This window comes from Haloferula sp. BvORR071 (assembly GCF_000739615.1).
Lineage (GTDB): Bacteria > Verrucomicrobiota > Verrucomicrobiia > Verrucomicrobiales > Akkermansiaceae > Haloferula.
In genome coordinates this window covers 56,850-79,110 of sequence record NZ_BATP01000058.1, presented here as the reverse complement: position 1 = coordinate 79,110, position 22,261 = coordinate 56,850, and the positions used below count along the sequence as shown (strand labels likewise).

General features: G+C 63.7%; 19 protein-coding genes. 5 read left to right on the top strand and 14 right to left on the bottom strand.

Going from position 1 to position 22,261, the window contains the following annotated elements; all coding sequences use genetic code 11:
- Positions 1-6 precede the first annotated feature (6 nt).
- Positions 7-1,740 carry a hypothetical protein gene (locus tag BV071_RS28790; protein ID WP_035614905.1) on the bottom strand — a complete coding sequence of 578 codons (1,734 nt, stop codon included), beginning with the start codon at positions 1,738-1,740 and terminating at the stop codon, positions 7-9.
- On the bottom strand, positions 1,737-3,284 hold the full coding sequence (locus tag BV071_RS28785) for a hypothetical protein (RefSeq protein ID WP_035614902.1): 1,548 nt from the start codon (positions 3,282-3,284) through the stop codon (positions 1,737-1,739). The genes BV071_RS28790 and BV071_RS28785 overlap by 4 nt, the downstream gene beginning before the upstream one ends.
- A 149-nt stretch (positions 3,285-3,433) precedes the next feature.
- Here BV071_RS28785 and BV071_RS28780 point away from each other — a divergent pair, with 149 nt between their 5' ends.
- Positions 3,434-4,756: an ATP-binding protein gene (locus BV071_RS28780; protein WP_052574010.1), complete on the top strand. Its 1,323-nt coding sequence runs from the start codon at positions 3,434-3,436 to the stop codon at positions 4,754-4,756.
- Positions 4,757-4,887: 131 nt separating this feature from the next.
- On the opposite strand, the gene BV071_RS28775 is transcribed toward BV071_RS28780, so the two are convergent.
- From BV071_RS28775 to BV071_RS28760, 4 genes are read right to left on the bottom strand one after another with little or no spacing between them, the layout of a single operon-like run.
- Positions 4,888-8,724: an FtsK/SpoIIIE domain-containing protein gene (locus BV071_RS28775; RefSeq protein WP_035614899.1), complete on the bottom strand. Its 3,837-nt coding sequence runs from the start codon at positions 8,722-8,724 to the stop codon at positions 4,888-4,890.
- Positions 8,717-8,881 (bottom strand): hypothetical protein, encoded by a 165-nt coding sequence (locus BV071_RS28770; protein WP_265595020.1) that lies wholly within the window; start codon positions 8,879-8,881, stop codon positions 8,717-8,719. Before BV071_RS28770 ends, BV071_RS28775 begins: the two co-directional genes overlap by 8 nt.
- A 44-nt stretch (positions 8,882-8,925) precedes the next feature.
- Positions 8,926-9,462: a hypothetical protein gene (locus BV071_RS28765; RefSeq protein ID WP_035614893.1), complete on the bottom strand. Its 537-nt coding sequence runs from the start codon at positions 9,460-9,462 to the stop codon at positions 8,926-8,928.
- Between the two features lie 16 nt (positions 9,463-9,478).
- Positions 9,479-9,751, bottom strand: coding sequence for a WXG100 family type VII secretion target (locus BV071_RS28760; protein ID WP_035614890.1), 273 nt, complete (start codon positions 9,749-9,751; stop codon positions 9,479-9,481).
- A gap of 195 nt (positions 9,752-9,946) precedes the next feature.
- Here BV071_RS28760 and BV071_RS28755 point away from each other — a divergent pair, with 195 nt between their 5' ends.
- Together BV071_RS28755 and BV071_RS28750 are read left to right on the top strand one after the other, a co-directional pair.
- Positions 9,947-11,035, top strand: a complete 1,089-nt coding sequence (locus tag BV071_RS28755) for a formylglycine-generating enzyme family protein (RefSeq protein ID WP_035615040.1) — start codon at positions 9,947-9,949, stop codon at positions 11,033-11,035.
- A gap of 57 nt (positions 11,036-11,092) precedes the next feature.
- Positions 11,093-12,451 (top strand): hypothetical protein, encoded by a 1,359-nt coding sequence (locus BV071_RS28750; protein ID WP_265595019.1) that lies wholly within the window; start codon positions 11,093-11,095, stop codon positions 12,449-12,451.
- Between the two features lie 18 nt (positions 12,452-12,469).
- Here BV071_RS28750 and BV071_RS28745 read toward each other — a convergent pair whose 3' ends face one another.
- Positions 12,470-13,036, bottom strand: a complete 567-nt coding sequence (locus BV071_RS28745; protein WP_035614885.1) for a hypothetical protein — start codon at positions 13,034-13,036, stop codon at positions 12,470-12,472.
- A gap of 26 nt (positions 13,037-13,062) precedes the next feature.
- On the bottom strand, positions 13,063-14,907 hold the full coding sequence (locus BV071_RS28740; RefSeq protein ID WP_035614882.1) for a DNA topoisomerase IV subunit B: 1,845 nt from the start codon (positions 14,905-14,907) through the stop codon (positions 13,063-13,065).
- Between the two features lie 106 nt (positions 14,908-15,013).
- Between BV071_RS28740 and BV071_RS28735 the strand changes: the two genes are divergently transcribed.
- Positions 15,014-15,532, top strand: a complete 519-nt coding sequence (locus BV071_RS28735; RefSeq protein WP_265595018.1) for a hypothetical protein — start codon at positions 15,014-15,016, stop codon at positions 15,530-15,532.
- A gap of 332 nt (positions 15,533-15,864) precedes the next feature.
- On the opposite strand, the gene BV071_RS28730 is transcribed toward BV071_RS28735, so the two are convergent.
- The 3 genes from BV071_RS28730 to BV071_RS28720 form a co-directional block, all read right to left on the bottom strand.
- Positions 15,865-16,224 (bottom strand): hypothetical protein, encoded by a 360-nt coding sequence (locus BV071_RS28730; protein WP_035614876.1) that lies wholly within the window; start codon positions 16,222-16,224, stop codon positions 15,865-15,867.
- Between the two features lie 93 nt (positions 16,225-16,317).
- Positions 16,318-18,177 (bottom strand): serine/threonine-protein kinase, encoded by a 1,860-nt coding sequence (locus BV071_RS28725; RefSeq protein ID WP_081886300.1) that lies wholly within the window; start codon positions 18,175-18,177, stop codon positions 16,318-16,320.
- Positions 18,178-18,272: 95 nt separating this feature from the next.
- Entirely contained in the window at positions 18,273-18,866 is a 594-nt protein-coding gene (locus BV071_RS28720; protein WP_052574008.1) for a 2OG-Fe(II) oxygenase, read from the bottom strand.
- Between the two features lie 122 nt (positions 18,867-18,988).
- Here BV071_RS28720 and BV071_RS28715 point away from each other — a divergent pair, with 122 nt between their 5' ends.
- The gene (locus BV071_RS28715; RefSeq protein WP_035614872.1) at positions 18,989-19,918 is read left to right on the top strand and encodes an RluA family pseudouridine synthase; all 930 of its coding nucleotides are present in this window, start codon (positions 18,989-18,991) and stop codon (positions 19,916-19,918) included.
- A 25-nt stretch (positions 19,919-19,943) separates the two neighbouring features.
- Here BV071_RS28715 and BV071_RS28710 read toward each other — a convergent pair whose 3' ends face one another.
- Genes BV071_RS28710 through BV071_RS28700 form a run of 3 tightly spaced genes read right to left on the bottom strand, consistent with a single transcriptional unit; the run spans position 19,944 to position 22,235 of the window.
- Complete coding sequence (locus BV071_RS28710) at positions 19,944-20,678, bottom strand: amino acid ABC transporter ATP-binding protein (RefSeq protein ID WP_035614870.1); 735 nt, start codon at positions 20,676-20,678, stop codon at positions 19,944-19,946.
- Complete coding sequence (locus tag BV071_RS28705) at positions 20,668-21,447, bottom strand: amino acid ABC transporter permease (RefSeq protein WP_035614867.1); 780 nt, start codon at positions 21,445-21,447, stop codon at positions 20,668-20,670. The genes BV071_RS28710 and BV071_RS28705 overlap by 11 nt, the downstream gene beginning before the upstream one ends.
- Before the next feature lie 11 nt (positions 21,448-21,458).
- Entirely contained in the window at positions 21,459-22,235 is a 777-nt protein-coding gene (locus BV071_RS28700) for a transporter substrate-binding domain-containing protein (RefSeq protein ID WP_035614864.1), read from the bottom strand.
- Between the last annotated feature and the right edge of the window lie 26 nt (positions 22,236-22,261).

Genomic DNA, 22,261 nt, shown 5'->3' with positions numbered 1-22,261 from the left:
CCGGACTCATTCCTCCGACTTCCTCTTCCCCAGTTCCTGTAGCTGCTCCTTGAGGCCGAGCGAATCGACCCACTTGGCGGCGGCCTGCGGATTGTAGCTGCCCCATGAGGCGGCGACGTTCTTGACCATCCAGAGGCGCTTTTCGCCGGTGGGAAGCGACTCCACCCAGCGGGCTGCGGCAGCGGGTTCATCGCCGCCCCACTTGCCGGCGAATTCGCAGAAGTAGCGGAAGTTCCGATCCTCCTTCAACCCGGTGTCGCCTTGCTCCGTGATCAAGTAGCGGATGCCTTCCGCCCGCAGGGGCATTGGTGCCGGTTCGCCTTTCAAGCCTGACAGCATTTCGGCAATGCTGTGGCGATCGCCATCGGGCAAGGTTTCGAAAGCCTTGAGCGATTGTTGGATCTGGCCTTCATCCCAAGCCTGCATCTTGACGACAGCCCTGTCCTTGTCGTCGCGGCTCCATGAGGTGATCTCGCCAAGCTGGGATGGCGAGTCGAGGTACTTGGGTGGACCATTCGAAGGCGCTTCCGCCAAGGCCTTCCCCCACAGGCCATCCATGTCCGCGGAGAGGCCGATCTGGTCGCGAAGCTCTGCGGCTTTCGCCGGATCCGTCCCATAGAGCTGCCTGAGGCTGGTCACGATCAGGTAGTCGCGCGACCTTTGGTCCAGATCCGCGGCAAGAAGCTCGGGCAGGCGCTCAGGACTCCGATAGAGAAGTACCCGGGCAGCGGCGGCACGGAGTCCGCGGGCCTTTTCTTCGGTGATCCCCATCCCGGCGTAGTCGGCAGCAAACCAGCGGTCTGGATCGGATTCGGCAAGCTTGTTGCTTTTGTTCAAAAGCGCGGGCAGCCATCCTTCCGGCAATTTGTCCACAGAGGCGGCGTACTTCTCATTGAGTTCCCAGCAGGTGGCTCCGAGGAACTGTTCCAAGCCATCCGCTTCTCCTGCGAGCTTTGCGACGCCGGCAGCGAAGTCCTTTGCCAAGAGGCCGCGGGTGATTTCATCCATGGCCCTGCGCCGCAACTTCTCCGGCCACCCGGCGGCTTCCTGCTTCAAGAGATCGGGGGCACTGCGGGCCAGCACGTTGATCATTCCTTCGGACTCGCCTGAATTCCTGAGGTGCCCATTCTCGCCACCAGCCCTGATCTCAGCAGCCGTCTGACAACGCAGGACTCGCGCCAAGGCCTGCCGCGGATCGCCGTAGGCCGCGCCCCAAGACAGTGGACCCGCGATCAGAGCGAAATCCTTAGGGTCCTTCAGCGCGTCGAGGAACTTGAAGGCCGCGGTGGGATCCAGCCTCCCCCAATCTTGAGAAACATCGGCCGCGCGGGCGCGGTCCTTCGCGAAATGGAAGCGCAGCATGCCTTCGCCATCCTCTGCGACCCAGCGCTGGCCGGTGATGTGATAAAACTGCAGGGACTCCACGGTCTCGCGCCGCGGGATCCAGCCTGCTTCATACCACGCCGCGAGATCGCTGACCGGCAGCGACTGGGCCAGAAGGGTCATGGCACGCAGCTTCTCCTCCGTTGCCTTGGCAGCGCGCAGCGGTGCCAAGCGAGCCGCGACCTCCGGCGGGATCTCACGGGCCGAGCGGGCGGGATGCTTGCGGTCCGCGGATTTCGCCGGGGCGAGTTCAGGGGCACTTGCCGGCTGGTCGCCCTGGCCAGCCGCGAACCAACCGCCGATCGCGGCGAGGGCGAAGGAGACTGCAAGCAAGGGAAGCTGTGGCGTGGTCTTCATGGTGCAGCCGGCTTGAGGGTTTTCTGCATCGCGGCCCGCGTCTCGTCGGGGAGATCGGTCTCCTCCAACCATCTAACAGCCTGCTCCGGGTTCTTTGACGACCACTGCTTGAAGACATCCACGGCAGCATCCGCGGAGTCGTCCTGACCCACGAGTTCCATCGCCCATTCCATGGCTTGCGGGAAACGCTCCTGGGTACTGAATTGCGCGGCGGCCATCTTCAGGCCCGAGCTCCGGAGGTCTTGATCTTCCTGGCCATTGCACCACTCCGCGAATGCCGCGGGATCGCTCCGCACCCAGGCATTGGCCGCGAGACTGCGCGGATCGCCGCCGACATAGCTGATTTCGCCGTCCTCCGACCAAAGGGAGTAAGCCTGAGATACCAGCGTCTTGTCCCCGGGCATCTGCAGGGCAGCAGCCATGGTCGCCTGTGGGTCCCTAGCCACGAGGTCAGTCACCAAATCGCGGGGCCCAGGTATCTCCTCGCTTGAGGAGTCCGTAGGGTCCAAAGGCGAATATGTGCGGATCGTCCGGACGGTGGGGCTCGGGGTGAGCTTGAAGAGTTCAACCATGAGGCCGAGCGCGGCTTGCGGATCACTGTCGACCATGGACCGTGCGCAGGCAGCGAATTGCTCCGGCTGCGGGACGGGTTCGGCACGCGCCGCGGCCAAGGCTGCGGCGGGATCGGACTTGAGCAACTCGCGGAAAGCAAGCTGTGCGAGGTCGCGCTTCATGGCACCTTCCGGCAGCCCTGCGGCGAACTCCTTTGCCAGGCCGGGATGCTCGCTGCCGAGCATGGTCAGGAAGTCATCCTTCATCTCCGCCAGCCCCCAGTGCAGGCGCATCCAAGCGAAGGCGGCCTGCGGGTCCTCCCGGGTCCAGCGTTGCAGCGGCTCAGTCAGGTGAAGCTGGCCATTCTCGACCAGATAGGTCAGCGCCTTCTCACGATCGTCCCCAGCGATTTCGTTGGCGATCTTGTCCGGATCCGAATCGGCGATCAGGTTGGGGTTGTCCCGGATCATCTTGAGCGCCAGATCGGGATGGAAGCGCATGACCGCAGACGTTGCAATATCGTCCCAACGACTGCCAAAGCCCGGCTTTGCCGGCAACACCGACATGGGATCGAGCATGGCGCGGGCCCAGAGTGCCGACTCCTCCGCACCATCGCGCTTGGCCGCCGCTATCGCTCCTTCCGGATCGAGTTGGATCCAACGGCGGAACATGACGAGCTTATCCCAATGGTCGGTCTCGTAGGAGTTTCGCTGGCGGTACTGGTCCCAGAAGGCGGCAATGTCCTCCGCGCTGGCATCGAGCAACCAGAGACTGAAGCGTCCGGCGAAGGAGCTGCGGTCGGCGGCTAACAGGTCCTGGATGGTGTCGGTGGAGCGGGTGGCTTCGAGATTGTCCGCCGAAGGCGGTCTGGTGCCGCTGGAGGAAGTCCGCTGTGGCGGGGCCGGATCGTGATCCGCAGGCGTAGCCGTGGAGCGCGTGCCGCGATGCAGGGCAAAGCCAGCCCCGAAGCCCAGGCCGACGACGAGGATCACAAGATAGGGATTTCCCTGCTTCACTTATGTCCGCTTAGCGGTCGATCGAGGGAGTGACAAGGAGACTCGGATGAAGTTTGCGTGAATCCGGCCCGAAGCGCCGAGCGGGATGGATTTCCCGGCGCGGGGATGCTTGAGTCTTCCACACGATGCCCAAGAACCCGTCCCCCGACCCCGCGCCGGTCTTGTTCCAGAAGCTGGTGAAGCATTTCGGCTGTGACCCGGGTGCGCTGCCCTTGCTGGAGCGGACCTTCGAAAAATACGAACGCCCGAACTTGTACCAGGCTCTGGAAGAGATCGGCGGCAAGTCGGGGAGCTGGCACGGCGTGGTGAATTTCCAAGACTACGGCGTGGCCTCACTCTCGAAATTCTGCCGGCCCGCCAGTGCCGACCAATTCGATGCCGGGCCGGTGCAGCACGTGGATGAAATTTTGCCGGGCAAGCAGCGGCTGGCCTGTGTGAAGCGCGGAATGAAGCTGTGCAAATATCGCGGCATGCCGGTGGCCATTCACCTGGATGAAGAGCGCTTCACCGCCACGCCCAAGATTCAGATGGAGGTGATGGCCGCCGACCGCGGTCTGGCGGAAGAATTGATGCGCCGGATCGAAAGCGTGACCACCTATGGCAAGGCCTTCCGTGGCGGAGTGATCTCGATGGCCGGTGACTGCTACCGGGGCTTCGCGCTGAAGTTCCATCAGCTACCGCAGATCCAGCGTGAGGAGGTGATCTTACCGGAAGAGGTGCTACAACGGATCGAGCGGCACACCGTGGACTTCAGCCGGCAGGCGCAACGCCTGAAAGCCGCCGGGCGGCACTTGAAGCGGGGCATCCTCTTCCACGGTCCGCCGGGGACCGGCAAAACCTACTCCGCGATGTATCTCGCCAGCCGCATGCCGGAGCGCACGGTCTTCCTCCTTACCGGCGCAGACATGGGAATGATCGAGAAGGCGGTATCGATGGCGCGAGTCCTGCAACCGTCCACCTTGATTCTTGAGGACGTCGATCTCATCGGAACGAAGCGTGAGCAACAGGTGGTTGGCGCCAATGCGGTGCTCTTCGAATTGCTCAACCAGATGGACGGATTGGCGGACGATGCGGACTTGCTCTTCATCCTGACGACCAACCGGCCGGATGTGTTAGAGCCGGCACTGGCGGCGCGTCCCGGCCGCATCGACCAAGCGATCCAGATCCCGCCGCCGGATGAAGATTGCCGGCGGCGGCTGTTCGAGCTCTATGGCAAGGGTCTGAAGGTCGAGACCAAGAATCTGGGTGGCTTGATCAAGAGACTGGAGGGGGTGAGTGCGGCGTTCATCCGTGAGTTGCTGCGCAAGGCGGCGGTGCATGCCGCGCTGGAGACGAGCAAAGGCAAGATCGCGGTGAAGGAGCGCCACCTCGAGGCGGCGGTGGCGGAGCTGATGGTGGCGGGCGGTGATCTGACCAAGAGTTTGCTGGGGGCTGCGGACAGGAAGTAGGCAATCGTCGCCCCTGCCTGCCGTAGGATCGTTCGTGAGAACGAGGGGGCCACCGGTGAGGCCTTGCCACAAGGGACCGTTCCGCATTCTCACGAATGCGCCTACGGTTGATATCGGGCTGCCCTTCGGGGTCAGCTCGGTACCTGCTCGCGCATGCTGTTCGAGAACTCGTCCCACCAATCGGCATCCGGCTCGGCGTAGGGACGGAAGGTCTCGATGGTGCCGAGGGCTTCGTTGTAGAGCAGCGCGCGGTGCAGGCCGAGGGTGCTGGCGGCGGGCGAATCGACGAGGTTGGCGGAGTCGTTCGCGCTCATCTGATAGAGCACGCGCATCTCGAACTCGGCCATGACCTTGCGGGGCAGCCAACGGCCGACGTTGTTCCAGGTGTCGATGCCGACCAAGAGGTGGATACCGAGCGGGCCGCCTTCACTGGCGATATCCGCGAGCACCTTGGAGGGATTCGGACCGGAGGGCCCGTCGTCCATGGAGAAGAGGAAGTCCTCTTCCTGGCGTAGCTTCTTGAAGCGCTGAAGGCCGTGAATGACCAGGAAGATCTCCGGGCCGCTGGCACCGGCGGCGCGCTTCTCCAACTCGGCGGCAAGATCGGAGAAGACATCCGTCACCGCGGTGGGGCTGGTGATCTTCACGTCCTGCGGGATGCTCTGCTTGATGCGTGCTGGCAGGCCCTGGGTGCCGGTGGAATCGAGCACGATGAAGCGGGCACCATCTGCAGGCTGACCTGCAGCCAAGGTGGACATGGCGAGGGACAGCAGCATCGAGACGCGCTCGTCCGACTGGCCGACGACCAGCAGATGGCTACCGCTGCGGCGAGCGAAGATCGCTTCGGTCGGGCCCTTGATCGAGTTCGGTTCACCGAGCCAGGCGCGGGCTTCCGCGGGACTCTTCTCAGGGCGCGCTTGCAGTGCTTCGGCGAGCTCCATGTTGCCGCGGAGTTCGGCGGGAGCATTGCCTTCAAAGACAACGAGCGAGCCGGGCTTGCGGCCACGCTCGACAGCCAGCGCGGCGACCTTGTCCAACAGATCGTTGCGGGTGTCTTCCCCGAGCCACACGGTCTGGAAGGGACTGTTGGCGGCGAGGGCACCGGCGTTGTCGTTGTAGATCCCCTCCCCCGGGCGCGTCAGCAGGCGCGGCGCGGGATTGTCGTCGTCCATGATCAGATAGGCATCGGCCTCATTGCACTGCAGGGCGATGCGGACGACCATCTGGCCGAGGGTGGCACGGGCCAGGGTGTAAGCTCCGCCCAAGGTCTGCGAGCCAAGGATCACGTGGATGCCGAAGGCACGGCCCTGGCGGACGATGCGGTCTAACAGAAGTGATGCGGACTGCGCGACCGGATCGTCCTCGGTGAAGAACTCCTGGAACTCATCGATCATCAGCAGGGTCCGCGGCATGGTCTCGCCGGAGGCCTTGCGGTAGCCGGCAAGATCCTGCGAGCCGTGCTTGCGGAAGAGCTCGCCGCGGCGGCGCAACTCGTCATCCACGCGGTGCAGCACGCTGAGGCCGAACTCGCGGTCGGACTCGATGGCGACGACGCGCGCATGCGGCAGGCGCTTGTGGCCGTAGCACTTGAATTCCACGCCCTTCTTGAAGTCCACGAGATAGAACTCCACCTCATCCGGGCTGCAATTCAGCGCGAGGTTGGTGATCATCACGTGGAAGAGGGTCGATTTACCGGAACCGGTCTTACCCGCGATCAGCGCGTGCTGGCGGGTGCCCTTGCCGAGCGCGAGCCACTGGAACTTCTTCGCGCCGCTGCGGCCAATCGGCACGCGCAGCTCGTCGCCGGTGCTGCTCTTCCACCAATCCGCCTCTTCTGGAGCGATGTTGGTGAAGGGCACCTCCACGCGGTTTGAGTCGACGCTGGCCTTGCCCAAGCGATGGACCACCGTGGTTTCCAACTCACCCTGCGGCGGCGGCAAGAGTTCGACTTGATCGGCACCCGCAGGCAGGCCCGCAAGGTAGAGTCCCTGCTTGCCCGGCAGCACGCGCAGGCAGGCGCGATCCAAGGCCTCCGCCAATGCGGGATCGGGCGCGGGCTGGTTCGAGTCACGGTGGACCAAGAGATAAACCCCACAGCGGGCACCACTGGTGGCGATGCTCAGCAAGCGCTTGGATGCAGTCTCGCTGAAGGCTGCCGGGAAGCCGGAGATGACGAGGAAGCGGTGCTTCTCCGCGACCGTGCCGGCGTGGCGGTTGTAGTCGTCCAGTGTCGCATACTCGTTGCGGAGATACATCTGGATGACCTTCTCGATGTGCTCGTTGAGCTCGGCGAGGCGCTCCTCGATCTGGGTGGTCTGGGTCCAGATGCGGCCGTTGATCAGGGTCTCCTCGTAGTCGCCGAGGTGCATCAGCCCGGCGAAATCCTTGCCGAGGCCGACGGGGTCGATGAGCGTGAAATTCGCCCGTCCGGCGGGATGCGAAGCGAGCACGCGCAGCACGACCTCATTGATCGTGGCGGCGGCGGTAGAGGCCTCACCCTCGATCATCAGGGACGCGCGGCTGGGGAAGCCCAAGGACAGCGGCACCGTGAAATCCGCCGGTCCGTCCAGCGTGAACTCAGGACTCTCCGGCATGCCACCGGCCAAGGCCGGCAGGGATACTTGCAGACGGCCGAAGGGAATCACCTCCTGCGAGGATTCCGGCGGAGTCCAAGTCTCCACCCAGCTCTCCTCCCAAGCGGGGAAACGTTCCGCCGCGATGGCACCCAAGCCGGAGAGCTCGTGGTGCACCGGCTTCACGTGCTCGTTCCATTCCGCGATCAGTTTCTCCAAGCCAGCGCGGCGGGTCTCATCCGCCTCTTGGATCTGCTGCTCGTAGCTAGCCTCGCGGCCGCCTTCCTCGCCGGCAGTGGCCTGATCCAGATCCGCGACGGCATGCTCCATGCCCATGGCCACCCAGGACAGGTTGCGCTGATAGAGCGCCTCGGCCTTGGCCGGGAGGCGCGCGGCCTGGGCCTCGATCTTGCGGCGGCCCTCCTTCATCAGCTCCTGAGCCTGGTCATCGCTGCCGCGCAGGGTTTCACTGAGGGCCTCGCTCTGGTCAGAGATGCCCTTGCGCAGTTGAGCGCCCAAGTTTTCCACCGCGGTTTCGGAAGCGATAATCGCGGCATTGAAGTCATTGCGGGCTTCCTGGAGCCGTTGGGCCAGACGCCGGGTGGCAGGCCAGAGCAAGAGCAGGGAAAGGACATGGAACCCGGCGGCAATCTCGACCGCAGTGATCCAGGAAAGCTTCTCGCGGAGCGCGGGCACCAGCGGCGTGGTAATGGCGAACAACCAGCCGAGCAGCGGCAGGATGCTCAGGAACCAGTAGAGCGGATTGCCCCGGAGGGAGCCAGCGGCCGCGCGGGCCTCGGCGACCCGGGCCGAGCCCTCGCGCTTGAGAATCTCACGGTCACCGGTGGTCGCCGCCTCGCGGGCACCGGAAAGCTTGCCCTTCTTCAGGACCGGGGTGAGCAGTGGCTGGAACATCCAGAGCATGCCCAAGGCACGGCGCGCGTGGCGGCGGACCTCGTCGGCCTCGGTGGAAACCAAGTCCGAGAACTCGCGGTGATCCTGACGGGCACGCTCGAAGATGTCCTTGGCTTCCTTTTTGAGGCGATGGCTCTCGCCCTGGCGCTGACCGACCTGGCGGTCCTTGCCCTCGCGGACCCGGCGGGCCAAGCCGCTATGCGCGGATTGCGCGGCAGCATTGATGCGGGCGCGACGCCGCTCGTAGCGGGAATTCACCCCATACTCGAAACTTTCCTTCTCGGCCGTGAGGGCGGCAAAACGCTGCTCGCGGGTCGCGGCACCGGCCTCCCGGGCGGCGGTAGCCTGGCGCTTGGCGGCAAGGACGCTGGCGGCGTGGGCGCGGTTCAGGGCGGCCTCACGTCCGGCCACGCCGGAGATGCGCTCCTGGAGTTGTCCCAGTTGCTGGCTGATTCGGTCGGGGTGCAGCGGGTCAGTCACAGTCGGTATGAATCTTGGAAAGCACGAGATCGAGCTCCTCGATCACCCGGGTGGCAGTGGCCACGGCCTGGGGTAGCGGAGCGAGGTATTCCTTGTCGAACTCCGCCGACTTGGAGTCACGCCAAGACTGACGAAGCTCCTCCCAACGGGCGAACATTTCGCGCGTGGACTCGTTCAAAAGGGACTTGCTGGCACCCAGGCTCATGACGATGGCTCGGTCGTTTCGGATTGAGTTTCAGTGGCAGTGCCGGCCACGGGGCGTGGAGCATTGACCTCCGCGTAATCCTGGAGATTGCGGACGGAATTCGAGAGGAAGACGACACCCTTCGGCATCTGGCGGGAAAGCATGTCCTGCAGGGTTTCAAGCTGCTTGGCCAAGGCCTCCACCCGGGCATCGTAGGCCTGCCGCCAGCGCTTGATGACGTTGAGCTTCTCCGCGGCCTCGGCGAGGGCGCGCTCGGCCTTCTTGACGGCCATCTGTTGGGCCGACTTGTCGTTTCGCAGGGAGGACAGCTTGGCGCTGAAGAGTTCCTGCTGCGCCTGCTCCAGCGCCCGGGTGCGGCGGCGATACTCCCCCTCCCACTTCTGGCGCTGCTCGGTCTCCAGCCAGCCGCGGGTGCGCTTGACCTCGCCGGTCACGTCATCGAGGGCGCGGCGGGCGCGCTCGGCATAGCGGATGAGCACCGCCCGGAAATCCTGGATTGCGTCGATCGAGCCGACCCGTGCCTGTCCGTCCATGGCGTGGTAGAGTCCGTTAGCGTTGGTCGAGGTACTGCTGGATGCGCTCGGCCTTGCGCAGCAGGTAGGGCGTGTGCTGGTCGGAGAGCTCCACGAAGCGCTTCATCGTCTTCATCATGGTCAGGAATTCTGCGGAGAATTTCTCGTGTTCCTGGTCCTGCCACGAGTCCCCGAGGGCGGAAAAGCGCGACATCAGCGAGGTGGTGCGCTCGCGGACTTCGTTATTGAAGCGTTTCAATTCCGCGGCGAAGCGGCGGACTTCTTCCGGATCGATAATCGCTTGGGCCATAATTCCATTTTCAGCGGTCTTGGCCCGTGGTCGAGGAATACCGCAAGGTTTTACCAAGGAAAAACACGGGCTTTACCAAACAACCGCAATCCGGGCCCGGGGTTTTGCCGCTGACAGGGATTTTCCGAACAAAACCGCGTGCCACGACATTCATTCAGGACCACGGTTCGCCCGTCACCCGCCATGGATCGATCGATGAAGCGCCTGCCCTTGCTCTTGCTCCCGCTGCTCGCCCTTTTGCCCGCCTGCCGCGAGAAGGCCGCCACAGCAGACTCGGCCCCCGCCAAAACCGCAGGGCTGCCCGCGCCGGTCGCCGGGCTGGAGAAGAAGGACGGGATGGTCCACCTGCCCGGAGGGAGCTATACCATGGGCCACGACGGGACCTTTGAAACGCCCTACGGGACCAAGGACTTTCCCGAGGAGGGACCGGCCCACAAGGTGACGGTGAAGCCCTTCTGGATCGACGAGACGGAGGTGACGAATGCGCAGTTCGCCGCCTTCGTGAAGGCCACCCACTACGTGACTTTCGCCGAGCGCAGCGTGAAGCCGGAGGATTTCCCCGAGGAAGCGCGGGCCAGCCTGCCGGCGGGAGAGCTGGCGAACGGAGCGATCAATTTCCGCGAGGACGCCCACATCGAAGGCAACCCGAACATCCCCGGTCGCGCACTGGAGTGGTGGAAGTGGGACCCGCAGGCGAACTGGCGCCAGCCCGCCGGCAAGGGCAGCTCGATCGAGGGCAAGGACAACTTTCCCGTGGTCTGCGTGACCCACGAGGACGCCAGCGCCTACGCCAAGTGGGCCGGCAAGCGGCTGCCCTCCGAAGCGGAGTGGGAATTCGCCGCCCGTGGCGGACTGGAGGGCAAGATCTACTGCTGGGGAGATGACCTGAAGGTGGACGGCAAGTGGATGGCCAACACCTGGCAGGGTGACTTCCCCAACAAGAATACCGCCGAGGACGGCTACAAGGGTGCCTCGCCCGCCAAGAGTTTCCCACCCAATGCCTACGGGCTCTACGACATGGCGGGGAATGTCTGGGAAATCTGCAACGACCTCTACGATCCCGCTTATTTCACCCAGTGCGATCCGGACAATCCGCAGGGCCCGGTGCAGTGGGTGAACCGCGACACCGGCTTGAAGGGCGACGGCAAGGTCCACCACGTGACCAAGGGCGGCTCCTTCCTCTGCCACGTCTCCTACTGCATGCGCTACCGGCCAGCGGCGCGGCACTCGCAGGACAGCGAGTCGCCGACGAATCACACGGGGTTCAGGTGCGTGAAGGATTGAGGATCGACTGACACAACCCGGTGATTGAAGCAGTCGGGTACTGCCGTTCCTGTGCCCGTGACGAAACACGTTTTACTGCTTCTCTCTGGTGTTGCCTGCGCAAGCGCCTTGGAGCCTTGCCGGATTGAGATCGTGGACAAGGAGAACGGCTGGCCGGTGCCGCTGGTGGAGTTGCGGACGACGCATGAGGAACGTTTCGTGAGCGACAACGCGGGCTTGATCGCGCTGGAGGACAACGAGCTGTTAGGCCGCGAGGTGTTCTTCCACGTGAAGGGTCACGGCTATGGCGTGAAGAAGGACGGCTTCGGCTTCGAGGGTGTGCGGGTGACGCCGCAGGCTGGCGGGAAATTGAAGATCGAGGTGGAGCGGACCAATATCGCCAAGCGCTTGGGCCGCCTGACAGGAGCGGGCCTCTTCGCGGAGAGCGTGAAGCTCGGCGGCACCGCGCCGCTGCCGGAGACGGGAGTGTTCGGCTGCGACTCGGTGCTGATGGCGCGGCATGGCTCGAAGCTCTTCTGGCTATGGGGCGATACCACGTTGCCGGGCTATCCGCTGGGCGTGTTCGATTCCACGGCGGCGCTCACGGATGCGCAGCCGATCAAGAAGTTCGAGCCGCCGCTCGCGATGCCGTATGAGCATTTCCGCGATGACAAGGGCAAGCCGCGGGGTGTGGCGAAGATGCAAGGCGATGGTCCGACCTGGCTGGGCGGCATGGCCAGTGTGCCAGACAAGGACGGCAAGCCGCAACTGGTGGCACTCTATTCGAAGATCAAGGGTCACCTCGACGAGTATGAGGTCGGGCTGTGCCGCTGGGAGCAGAAGGAAGAAGCCTTCAAGCAAGTGCGCGCGATCTGGAAGGCGGGCGATGAAGCAAAGCCGAAGTTGCTGCTGCGTGGCCATCCTTTCACCTGGGCCGATCCCGCGGGGAAGAAGTGGCTGATGTTCGGTGATCCCTTCCCCACCGCGCGTTGTCCGGCGACTTATGAGGCATGGAGTGATCCGAGCACGTGGGAGAAGCTCGAAGAGCCGACCGCACCGCGCTCGGCGGCGGATGGCTCGGAGGTGAAGCCGCATCGCGGATCGGTGGTGTGGAATCCCTTCCGCAAGCGCTGGATCTCGATCTTCACGCAAACCTTCGGCAAGCCCTCGGCCTACGGCGAGATCTGGTATGCTGAAGCGGAATCACCCACCGGCCCCTGGGGCAAGGCGGTGAAGGTGCTGACGCATGACAACTACACCTTCTACAATCCCAAGATCCATGCCGAGCTGACGCCGGAGAATGCCTCCTTCATCGTCTTCGAGGGGACCTACACGGCGGAGTTTGCCGACAAGCCGCAGCCGACGCCGAAGTACAACTACAACCAGATCCTCTATCGCCTGGATCTGGATGATCCGAAGCTGAAGGGCGCGCAGTGAGAAGTGGGCTCCCCGCCTCTAACAGCCCCAGTCCTCACCGTAGCGGGAGAATGAAAAGCGCCCGGTCTGCTTGTCGATCGAGAGGCGCTCCCGATGACGATTCTCCGGGGGCACGGAAAGCTCGATCTCCCAAGTGTCGTCTCGCTCGCCAACAAGGGAAAGATCCGCACGGCGGCAGATTCCGATCAGGAGATCACGAGCCATGACCAAAGCCGTCTCCCGACTGACTGGCCCGGTGCCCTGGCGGTATTCCAGCCGACGCTGTTGAAGCTGCCCCCAATCGCGAATGGAACCGCTAGTGGCGCGCCCCGCTAGCACCGCCCCCTTCTCTACGATTGCCAGATCGAATTCCTCCTTACCGAGGAGAACCCGGAACATGAGGTAATGGTCGAGGCAGGAAAGGATGTAGTCCGCCTTGGGACAGGCGGGGTCATCAGCCAACTCCAAGAGGAGCGGCAAGTAAGCTTCCTCCTGCAGAATGAGGTCCTCCTCCTGGTCGGCGAGAGCCAGGTTCTCGGCATAAGCCCATTTCCTCAGTGTCTCCTCCGAGGGATTCCAATCGTCCAAATTGACCACCTCAGTCATAAAAGGACGCGGTTTTCGATCCCCGCCTAGGCCACCTGCCGGTCCACATTGACCCGCAGGTTGCCGACGATGAAGTCCTGGCGATCCGGCGTGTTCTTGCCCATGTAGAAGGCGAGGAGTTCCTTGGTCCCCTTCCCTTCCTCGAACTCGACGTGGTCGAGCTTCATGTCGGGACCGATCATGAACTTGAACTCGTCCGGGGAGATTTCACCGAGGCCCTTGAAGCGGGTGATCTCCGCGTTCTTGCCGAGCTTGCCCAGGGCCTTCTCCTTCGCTTCCTCGTCGTAGCAGTAGATGGTCTCCTTTTTGTTGCGCACGCGGAAGAGCGGGGTCTGCAGGATGTAGAGGTGGCCCTCGCGGATCACTTCCGGGAAGAACTGCAGGAAAAAGGTCAGGAGCAGCAGGCGGATGTGCATGCCGTCCACGTCGGCATCGGTGGCGACGACGACGCGATTGTAGCGCAGCTCCTCGATGCCGTCCTCAATGCCGAGCGCTGCCTGCAAGAGTGCAAACTCCTCGTTCTCGTAGACGATCTTCTTGGCGAGGCCGAAGGTATTGAGCGGCTTGCCGCGCAGCGAGAACACGGCCTGTGTTTCCACATCGCGGCTCTTGGTGATCGAGCCGGAGGCGGAGTCACCCTCGGTGATGAAGAGCGTGCTATCGAGACGCTGCTTGTGCTTCGAGTCGAGGTGCGCGCGGCAATCGCGGAGCTTCTTGTTGTGGACCTTCGCCTGGCGGGCGCGGTCGCGGGCCATCTTCTGGATGCCCTTCATGTCCTTGCGCTCGCGCTCCGCGGCCTGGATCCGCTTCTGGATCGCCTCGGCCACCTTCGGGTGCTTGTGCAGGTAGTTGTCGAGGTGCTGCTTGAGGAAGTTGCTGACGAAGGTGCGGATCGACTCGCCATCCGGCACCATCGAGGCGGAGCCCAGCTTGGTCTTGGTCTGCGATTCGAAGACCGGCTCCACCACGCGGACGCAGATCGCCGCCTCGATACCCGCGCGGATATCCGCGGGATCGTACTGCTTCTTATAGAAGCCGCGGACCGCATTCACGAAACCCTCGCGGAAAGCCTGCAAGTGCGTGCCGCCCTGGGTCGTGTTCTGGCCGTTGACGAAGGTGTAGTACTCTTCACCGCTGTCCACGGTGTGGGTGAAGGCGATCTCGATGTCGTTGCCCTTGAGGTGGATGGGCTCGTAGAGAGCTTCGCCTTCCATCTCCTCGCGCAGCAGGTCGAGCAGGCCGTCCTTCGATTTGAACTTCTTGCCGTTGAAGACGATCGTCAGCCCCGGGTTCAGGTAGCTGTAGTAGCGGCACATCTTCTCGACGATGGCCTCCTTGAACTTGGCCTTGGCCGGGAAGATCGAGCGGTCGATCTCAAAGGCGAGGCGCGTGCCCGAAGGAGCCTCCTCCTTGCGCGTCGCCTTCATGTCCTCGGTCACGATGCCCTTGGAGAACTCGAGCGCCTTGGTCTGGCCATCGCGCCAGGCCTGGATCTCGAAGAAATCCGCGAGCGCGTTCACCGCCTTGATACCGACGCCGTTCAGGCCGACGGATTTTTTGAAGGCCTCGCTGTCGTACTTGGCACCGGTGTTGATCTGAGCGGCGCAGTCGTAGAGCTTGCCCAGCGGGATGCCGCGACCGAAGTCACGGACTTCCACACGGCCCTCCTCGTCGATCTCGACGCGGATCTCCTTGCCGTGCCCCATGATGTGCTCGTCGATCGAGTTATCGATGACCTCTTTGAGCAGGATGTAGATGCCGTCGTCCGGCGAAGAGCCGTCACCGAGCTTGCCGATGTACATGCCAGGGCGGAGACGGATGTGCTCGCGCCAATCGAGGGACTTGATGTCGGCTTCGGTGTAGTCGGCCATGGGGATGTTTCGGGAATGCTGAGGAATCCCCGCCCCCGTGGCAAGCGCCGGGAACCCGGCAAAAAATGTGGGAAATCCGCCCTTTTGCTGTCATTCTGGCCAGAGCTTGCCCAGACACTCCAGAATCGTCCTTTTTGCGCTGGCCGCCCTCGCCGGTTCTTTTTCCGCGACCGGGCAAGGGCCCCTTCTCGTCGCGATGCTGGGGATGGCGCTCGCCGTGCCACTCGGGCTGGTGATGGCCGTGTGGCTGATCATCGGGCTCAGGCGTGATGGCGAGGTGCCGATCGGTCTCGAAAAGACCTTCAGGGCAAGCATGACCCTCTTTGCCTGGGTGATCATCCTCGTGCTTTCCTCCACTGCATTCGGCTACTACCGGGTATGGGAGGTCCAATCTTATGTGAACGGTATTGTGCCCCGGTTGGACGAATATCGAGCCAAGACTGGGGGCTATCCCAAGACCTTGAATGAGATCGGAGCGCCCGAACCACCGACTCTTCTCGCTGGTGTCGGCAGCTATCGGGGGGACCGCGGCTACTTCTATTTTGAATACTGGCGGCCTTTCATCCTGGGAAGTGGATGCATCTTCGACAACGAGACGCGCCAGTGGCGGACCGACGACTTCTAGAGCATTTCCGAAAAGCTGTAGCTGACTCCAACGGTTGAGAGCTTTCGCGGGGAGCGTTTGGTAAATCGAAACTCGCTACGATCCCTTCGGGATCGAGTGGACTTTGCGGGGCCTTACCGGGGGTGTCGGCTGCGCCTCAACCCCCGGCTACTGGAGCTGTGATCCCTATCGGGATCGGGAGAATGGACGGGGATCTCGCGATGCGGCTTGTGGCCGCCGAAGTGCGACAATCATAGACGAGCCGCTACATTAGAGGTCGGCTTCGCCTCGACCCGCGGGGATCTCACGATGCGGCTTGCGGCCGCCGAAGTGCGACGGTCATAGACGCGCCGCTACATGAAGTATTCGGCAAGCACCTTGTCGCGCTGGCTCTGCAGGACGGCGATACGCGCGTCGTTCCGGCCCTTCGGATTTTGGACCCTCAGCTTGCCGAGTTTGTCGTCAAGTTGGCGCAATAGGCGGTGGCCGCGTTCCCGGAGCAGGGTGGCGCGCAGCGGTGTTTCCTCTGCGACGATTTGCTCGAGTTCGCTCCAGCCCTTGTCATTGGTCTTCGCTGGGATGCGCCACTTGCGGCTCAGCTCCCAGAGCGAGCCCCGGCAGAGGGAGCAGCGCAAGGGCGAAGGCATCCCGTGCCATGCCTCCGCGCGGCGGGCGGTGCGACAGGCGGTGCAGATGTAGGTGCGGCTGCTCACGATGACGATTTGTTAGCTCTCGTCGTGCATTTTCTGCGGCGGCCGTCCGTCGAGCGGACAGGAGGGTCCGCTCGCCACAGGGCGCTGCGCTGCCTATTCCGTGGACGCCGGCGAGCTTGAGTGATCCACCGAAGCTCCGGCTTCCAGCAGGCGGGCGCGCTTTTCGAGATCGAGCTGCAGGGCCCGCACGTTGAATCGCGCCCGGCCCTTGGTCTTCAGCCCGGCATGCACGGCGTGAAGTTCATCGGCGAGGCTGCGGCAGGTTTGGGCGTCGTCCGGCAGCTTGTCGCCGGAGATCTTCTGCAAGGTCTCAGCGTCCGTGAGATAGCCGGCTACGATCTTGTGGTAGGGCTCAACCCAAGCGTCCGCCCCCTTGGCCTGGACCGCCATGATCGCTTCGAATTGCGGGCGGGCAGCCTCCGGCATTCCTTGCTCCCAATTCTTGAGCCCGTGAAGCAATGCGGCCATCAGCGAGGCACCCGTAAGAGGCGGACTATCCTCCGAGTGTAGCACCGGGTGGAGTTCCTTCACCTTATCGAGTGCCACCAGCAACTCGTTGCTGACCTTGGAATCGACACCCTTGGCACTGGAAACATGGGTGACCGCATCGCGAGCATCCTTGCGTGCCTCGTTGGAAGAGCCATCAAGGAAGTCGCAGAGCACGGCTTCGCAGGCGGCCCATGAGCCGGTGGGCTCCATCGCATGCGGGTCATCGCGGACCGTGGCAAAAAGGCTGCGGGCCTTGGCGTAGTCCCCTGCCCGGAGCGCCTCTCCGGCCTCGCGGTAGGAGGTCCCGGCACGCGCGCCATCGGGAGCATCGGTCTCGCCGGTCTTACTCAAGGCGGATTCGCGCGGCTTGGCGTCGGGAATGACTTCGACCTCGCGGTTGTGGTTGACCCAGTAAATTCCAAAAGCCGAGGCCGCCAGCACCAAGGCACCGGCGCCAATCAGGGACATCTTCTCGCGGCGGCGCGTGGCGGCATTCCGCGCCACCGAGGCCGGAGTGATCGGCGCAGCCCCGCTGGCGAGGCGCTGGCGCGCTACCTCCAGGGCGGAAAGCAGGTCGTTGTAAGAGCGGAAGCGCTGGTTCGGATCGTGGGCCATCGCCCGGTCCACCGCCGCGCAGGTATCCAGGCTGATCCATGGTGCCATCTTCGCCAGCGGCAGAACCCGCCGCTTTGCCTCGCGCAGCTTGTTGGTGTCCATCGACTCCTCGTCGCAGGGCGGCTTGCCGGCCAGCGCGTGGTAGAGGGTCGCGCCGAAGGCGTAGATATCCGAGCGGAAGTCCTCCGGCAGGCCCTCGATGGTCTCGGGCGGCACGTAGTAGGGCGTGGCCCAGATTTCGGTGGCCTTGGCCTTGCCGCCCTTGGTCACCAGCGCGAGACCGAAATCGACGATCTTGGCATTGCCTGCGACATCAAGCAGCACATTGCCGGGCTTGATATCGCGGTGGATCAGGCCGGCGGAGTGGGCGGCCTTCAGGCCGTCCGCCACCTGGATCGCCAGCGGTAGCATCTCCGCCTCCGGGATCGAGCCGCGCTCGCGGATGTGATGCTCCATGTGGCCCCCGCCGACCACCTCCATCGCGATGTAGAAGCGCCCGAAGGCCCGGCCAGTGGTGAACACCCGGACCACGTGCGGGTGGCTGAAGGAAGCGGTGATCCGGGCCTCTTCTTCGAAAGCCTGGATCCGCTTCGAGTCCGCGCCGTATTCCTCGTTGAGGATCTTGACCACCACCTCGCGGTCGAGGGTGTTGTCCTGGCCGATGAAGACCACGCTCATCCCGCCGACTGCATGGCGGCGCAGCAAGGTGTAGGGCCCGAACTCGCGCTTCACCCGCGTGTGCTTCCGGCAGGACGGGCACTCGACATTCGAGAAGGGGGCGACCAGCGACACGTCCATGGACAGTCCACAGGCGTGGCAGTATGCGATCTCCGGTTCCCCCTCTGGCATGGCCTAGCGTAGCTACGGGCGTGCCGGGTGGAAACTTCAAATCCCGTGAACTTCTTGGAGAGCGGGTGAAGGCCAAATCTTCAACCCGCTCAGCCTCAGCGCTGCTGGAACCAGCCCGTGATGCTCATGCGGGTCTTCGTCGCGGGTAGCACCTCGTGCCAGAAATCCCCGGCCAGGAAACACACCAGCGTGCCCATCCGCGGCTCGATGAGCACGAAGGCGCCGTCCCGGCCATCCGGCGTCGTCCACAGCTTCAGCTCGCCCCCATCACCGGGTTGCCAGTCTTGGTTGAGGTAAAGAATCGCCGTCACGATCCGGTCGCTGGTTCCGGCGTGGCGGTCCAGATGGGCCTTGTAGAAGGCCCCTGCCGGGTAAATGGCAAAATGGCCTTCAAATGCAAATAAGCCGAGGTAGAAGCGCTGGTTGAACGCGAGCCGGAGCACTTCCAGCATCGCCAGATAGGAATCTGTCCCGGCCATCTCACCCGCCTGCAGCCACATCACCTGATCCCTGCGGATGTCCTCGCGGACTTCCAGATTCAGGCCTCGGCCCACGCCCGCCCGCTTGAATTGGCCCTTCTCGGAGGCATCCACGCACTCGCCTCGTAGCAGGAGAGCCTCTCCTTCGCTCACGTATCCGGGCAGGAAGCCCCAGCCATGGCGGTCGATTGCGCTGAGAAAGTCTTCCACTCATGCGAAGAGCGCCAATTCCGGGCAACCCGCCAGACAATTCAACAGGCAGGGCTCTCCGCAGCCGCATCTCCCCGGCTTGGTTGACAAACTCGCCTGCCTGCCCCGACGCTCCGCCGCGAATGGAACTCCGCGTGGAAAACAATGCCGGGATGCGGCTGGATGCTTGGCTGGCGGCGAACCTGCCGGACCTTTCGCGTTCGCGGATCCAGGAGCTGATCCGCGAGCAGTTCATCCTGCGCAACGGAAACCCGGCGAAGCCGCGGGATGCGGTGGCGACCGGAGATCTGCTTAGTATCGCGCTGCCCGAGGCAGTGCCGGCGGAGGCCCAGGCGCAGGACATCCCGCTGCACATATTGTTTGAGGACGCGCATCTGGTGGTGCTGGACAAGGAATCCGGGATCGTGGTGCACCCGGCGGCGGGGAATCCGGACGGGACCTTGGTCAATGCCCTGCTGCACCACTGCAAGGGCCAGCTTTCGGGGATCGGCGGCGTGGAGCGGCCGGGAATCGTGCACCGCTTGGACAAGGACACCTCCGGTTGTCTGGTAGTGGCCAAGACCGATCAGGCGCACCAGTCGCTGTCGGAGCAGTTTTCCGGGCGGACCACGATGGAGAAGCTCTACCTGGCTGCCGTGCAAGGCGTGCCCGAGCCAGCGAAGGACACGATTTTCACCCACATCGGCCGCCATCCGGTAAACCGCCAGAAGATGGCGGTGGTCAATCCGCCGGGGGGCAAGCCGGCGATCACCGACTATGAAGTGCTGGGGATCGATCGCTCGACCGGAAGCGCGCTGGTGCTCTGCCATCTGCACACCGGCAGGACCCACCAGATCCGCGTGCACCTCCTGAGCCGCGGTTGCCCGCTGATCGGCGACCCGATCTATGCGAAGCCGGAACGCCAAACGGCCAAGCCGGGGCGGCTGATGCTGCACGCCTGGCGGCTGAGCTTCGAGCACCCGGTAACCAAGCAGCGGTTGAAGTTCGAAGCGCCGATCCCGCCGGAATACACGCCGTGGCTGCTGGCGATGGATGGGGAATTGCCGAAGTAGTCCACACACGCCGTGTGCGGACTACTTACACGTATCTTAGCACCCGCGAGAGAAAGCGCTGCGCTTGCTCGGACTGCGGCTTCTCGAACCACTGCGCAGGCGGCGCGGATTCCACCACCTTGCCCGCGGCCAGGAAGGCGACGAGATCCCCCACCGCGCGGGCAAAGCCCATCTCGTGCGTGCTCAGGATGATCCGCTGGCCGCCTTCCGCCAGCTCTTGAATCAGCTCTAACACCTCCGCCGTCATCTCCGGATCGAGCGCGGAGGTCGGCTCATCCAGGAAGAGGACCTCCGGCTTCGCGGCCACGGCCCGGGCAATCCCGACGCGCTGCTGCTGGCCGCCGGAAAGCTCGGCAGGGCGCTTGTGGGCGTGCGCCAGCAGGCCGAAGCGGTCGAGCGCAGCCTCAGCGGTGGCCTTGGCATCGGCAGGCGATAGACGCTGCACTTCCTCCAACGGCAGGGTCAGATTGCGCAGGGCTGTTAGATGAGGGAAGAGATTGAACTGCTGGAAGAGGAAGCCATTCCGGCGGCGATAAGCGAGCAGCTCTGCCTCGCTGCGTGGCAGCGGTTTCTCGCGGATAACCACCTCGCCCGCGTCCGGTGTTTCCAAGCCGCCCAGCACTCTCAGCAGGGTGCTCTTGCCACCACCGGAGGGGCCCACCAGCACGATCACCCGGCCGCCATCGACACTGAGGTCGAGATGGTCGAGCGCGGCATGGCTGCCGAAGCGTTTGGTCAGGCCGTGGATCTCAAGTTTCATCGCGGAAGCGGCGTTCGAGACGGTGGGCGAGGAAGACCACCGGGGCCGTGAGGATCAGGTAACCCAGCGCCAGCGGAATGTAGGCATCCAGGCCGGAGTAGGTTCGCGTCCCGTAAGCTCGGGCCTGGTAGAAGAGCTCCTGCACCCCGATGATGCTGAGCAGCGAGGAATCCTTGATCAGCGAGACGAATTGCCCTGCCACCGCCGGCAGCACGCGGCGCAGCGCTTGCGGGAAGATGACGTGACGGTAGACTTGGCTGCGGTTGAAGCCGACCGCGCGTGCCGATTCCCACTGCGCGCGCGGAATACTCTCCACGCCGCCGCGGAAGATCTCGCCGAGATAGGCTCCCTCAAAGAGCGAGAGCAGGATGATGCCAATGACAATCTTCTCATTCCAGCCCATGCCATCCAGCGTGCGGGACAGGAAGGGCGCAAAGATCACGAAATAGCCGACCAGCAACTGCACCAGCAGCGGCGTGTCCCGGACAAACTCCAGGAAGAAGCGGCAGCTCCATTTCACCGCGGGCAAGGGGCTGCGCTGCCCTAACATGAGGAGCAGACCCACAATCAGACTGCCGACCAAAGCCCCGAGCGAGATCAGCAAGGTGCACAACCAGCCGCTGAACCACAGGCCGCGGAACTCCCAGAGCTTCGACCAGTCCGTCCGCCCGCCAAGCTTGGTGAAGACCAGCGTGCAGATGCCCGCAAACAGCGCCGCAATCAGCAGCGCAGCGATGCCGTTCCAAATCCGCTGCGTTCCCGTGCGCATAGCCGTTCAGCTCAACGCAGGATGAAAGGCACGCCCATTCCCTCGAGCGCCTTCTTCTCGTCCTTGAGATACTGGTCGCCGAGCTTCCCGAAGCCGCCCTCCTTGCGGAACTTCTCAATGAAGGCATTCACCTTGCCCTTCAACTCGTCATTGCCCTTGGCTATGCCGACACCCCAGTTCTCTTCCACGAAGGCCTTCAGGATCGGGCGGGTCGTGTCCGGGTTCTTCTTGTGGTAGGCGTAGATACTAAGCTGATCGTAGATGAAAGCATCCGCCCGGCCCTGCGCCACCTCCTGCACGCAGGCGCTTTCCTCGCTGAAGGTGGTGACCTTGGCCTTGGGGGTGTTTGCATTGGCCCAGATCTCGGCGGTGGTGCCGGCCTTCAGGGCAAGCTTGATGCCGTCCTTCTTGAGATCCTCCACCGATTGGATCGTGGAGTCTTTCCCCACCAGGATCGAGAGACCGGTGAAGGCATAGGGCTCGGAGAAGTCGATCGACTTGCGGCGTTCCTCGCTGGCAGTCATCGAGGAAATCACCAGATCCACGCTGCCGGACTGGAGCGCCGGCATCAACCCGGTGAACTCCATCGGCACGATCTTGAGCGGGCGGCCGAGTTCCTTGGCCAGCGCCTCGGCCATCTTCACCCCCACCCCGTCGGGATTGCCCTGCGCGTCCTTCATCTCAAAGGGCGGATAGGTCAGCTCCATGCCGATGCGAAGGGAGTTGTCCTTCTTGCCGCCACAGGCAGCGAGGAGCAGGCAGAGGAGCAAGGGGATCAGGCGCGGCATGGCGGGAGTTTGACCGTGATTTCAGA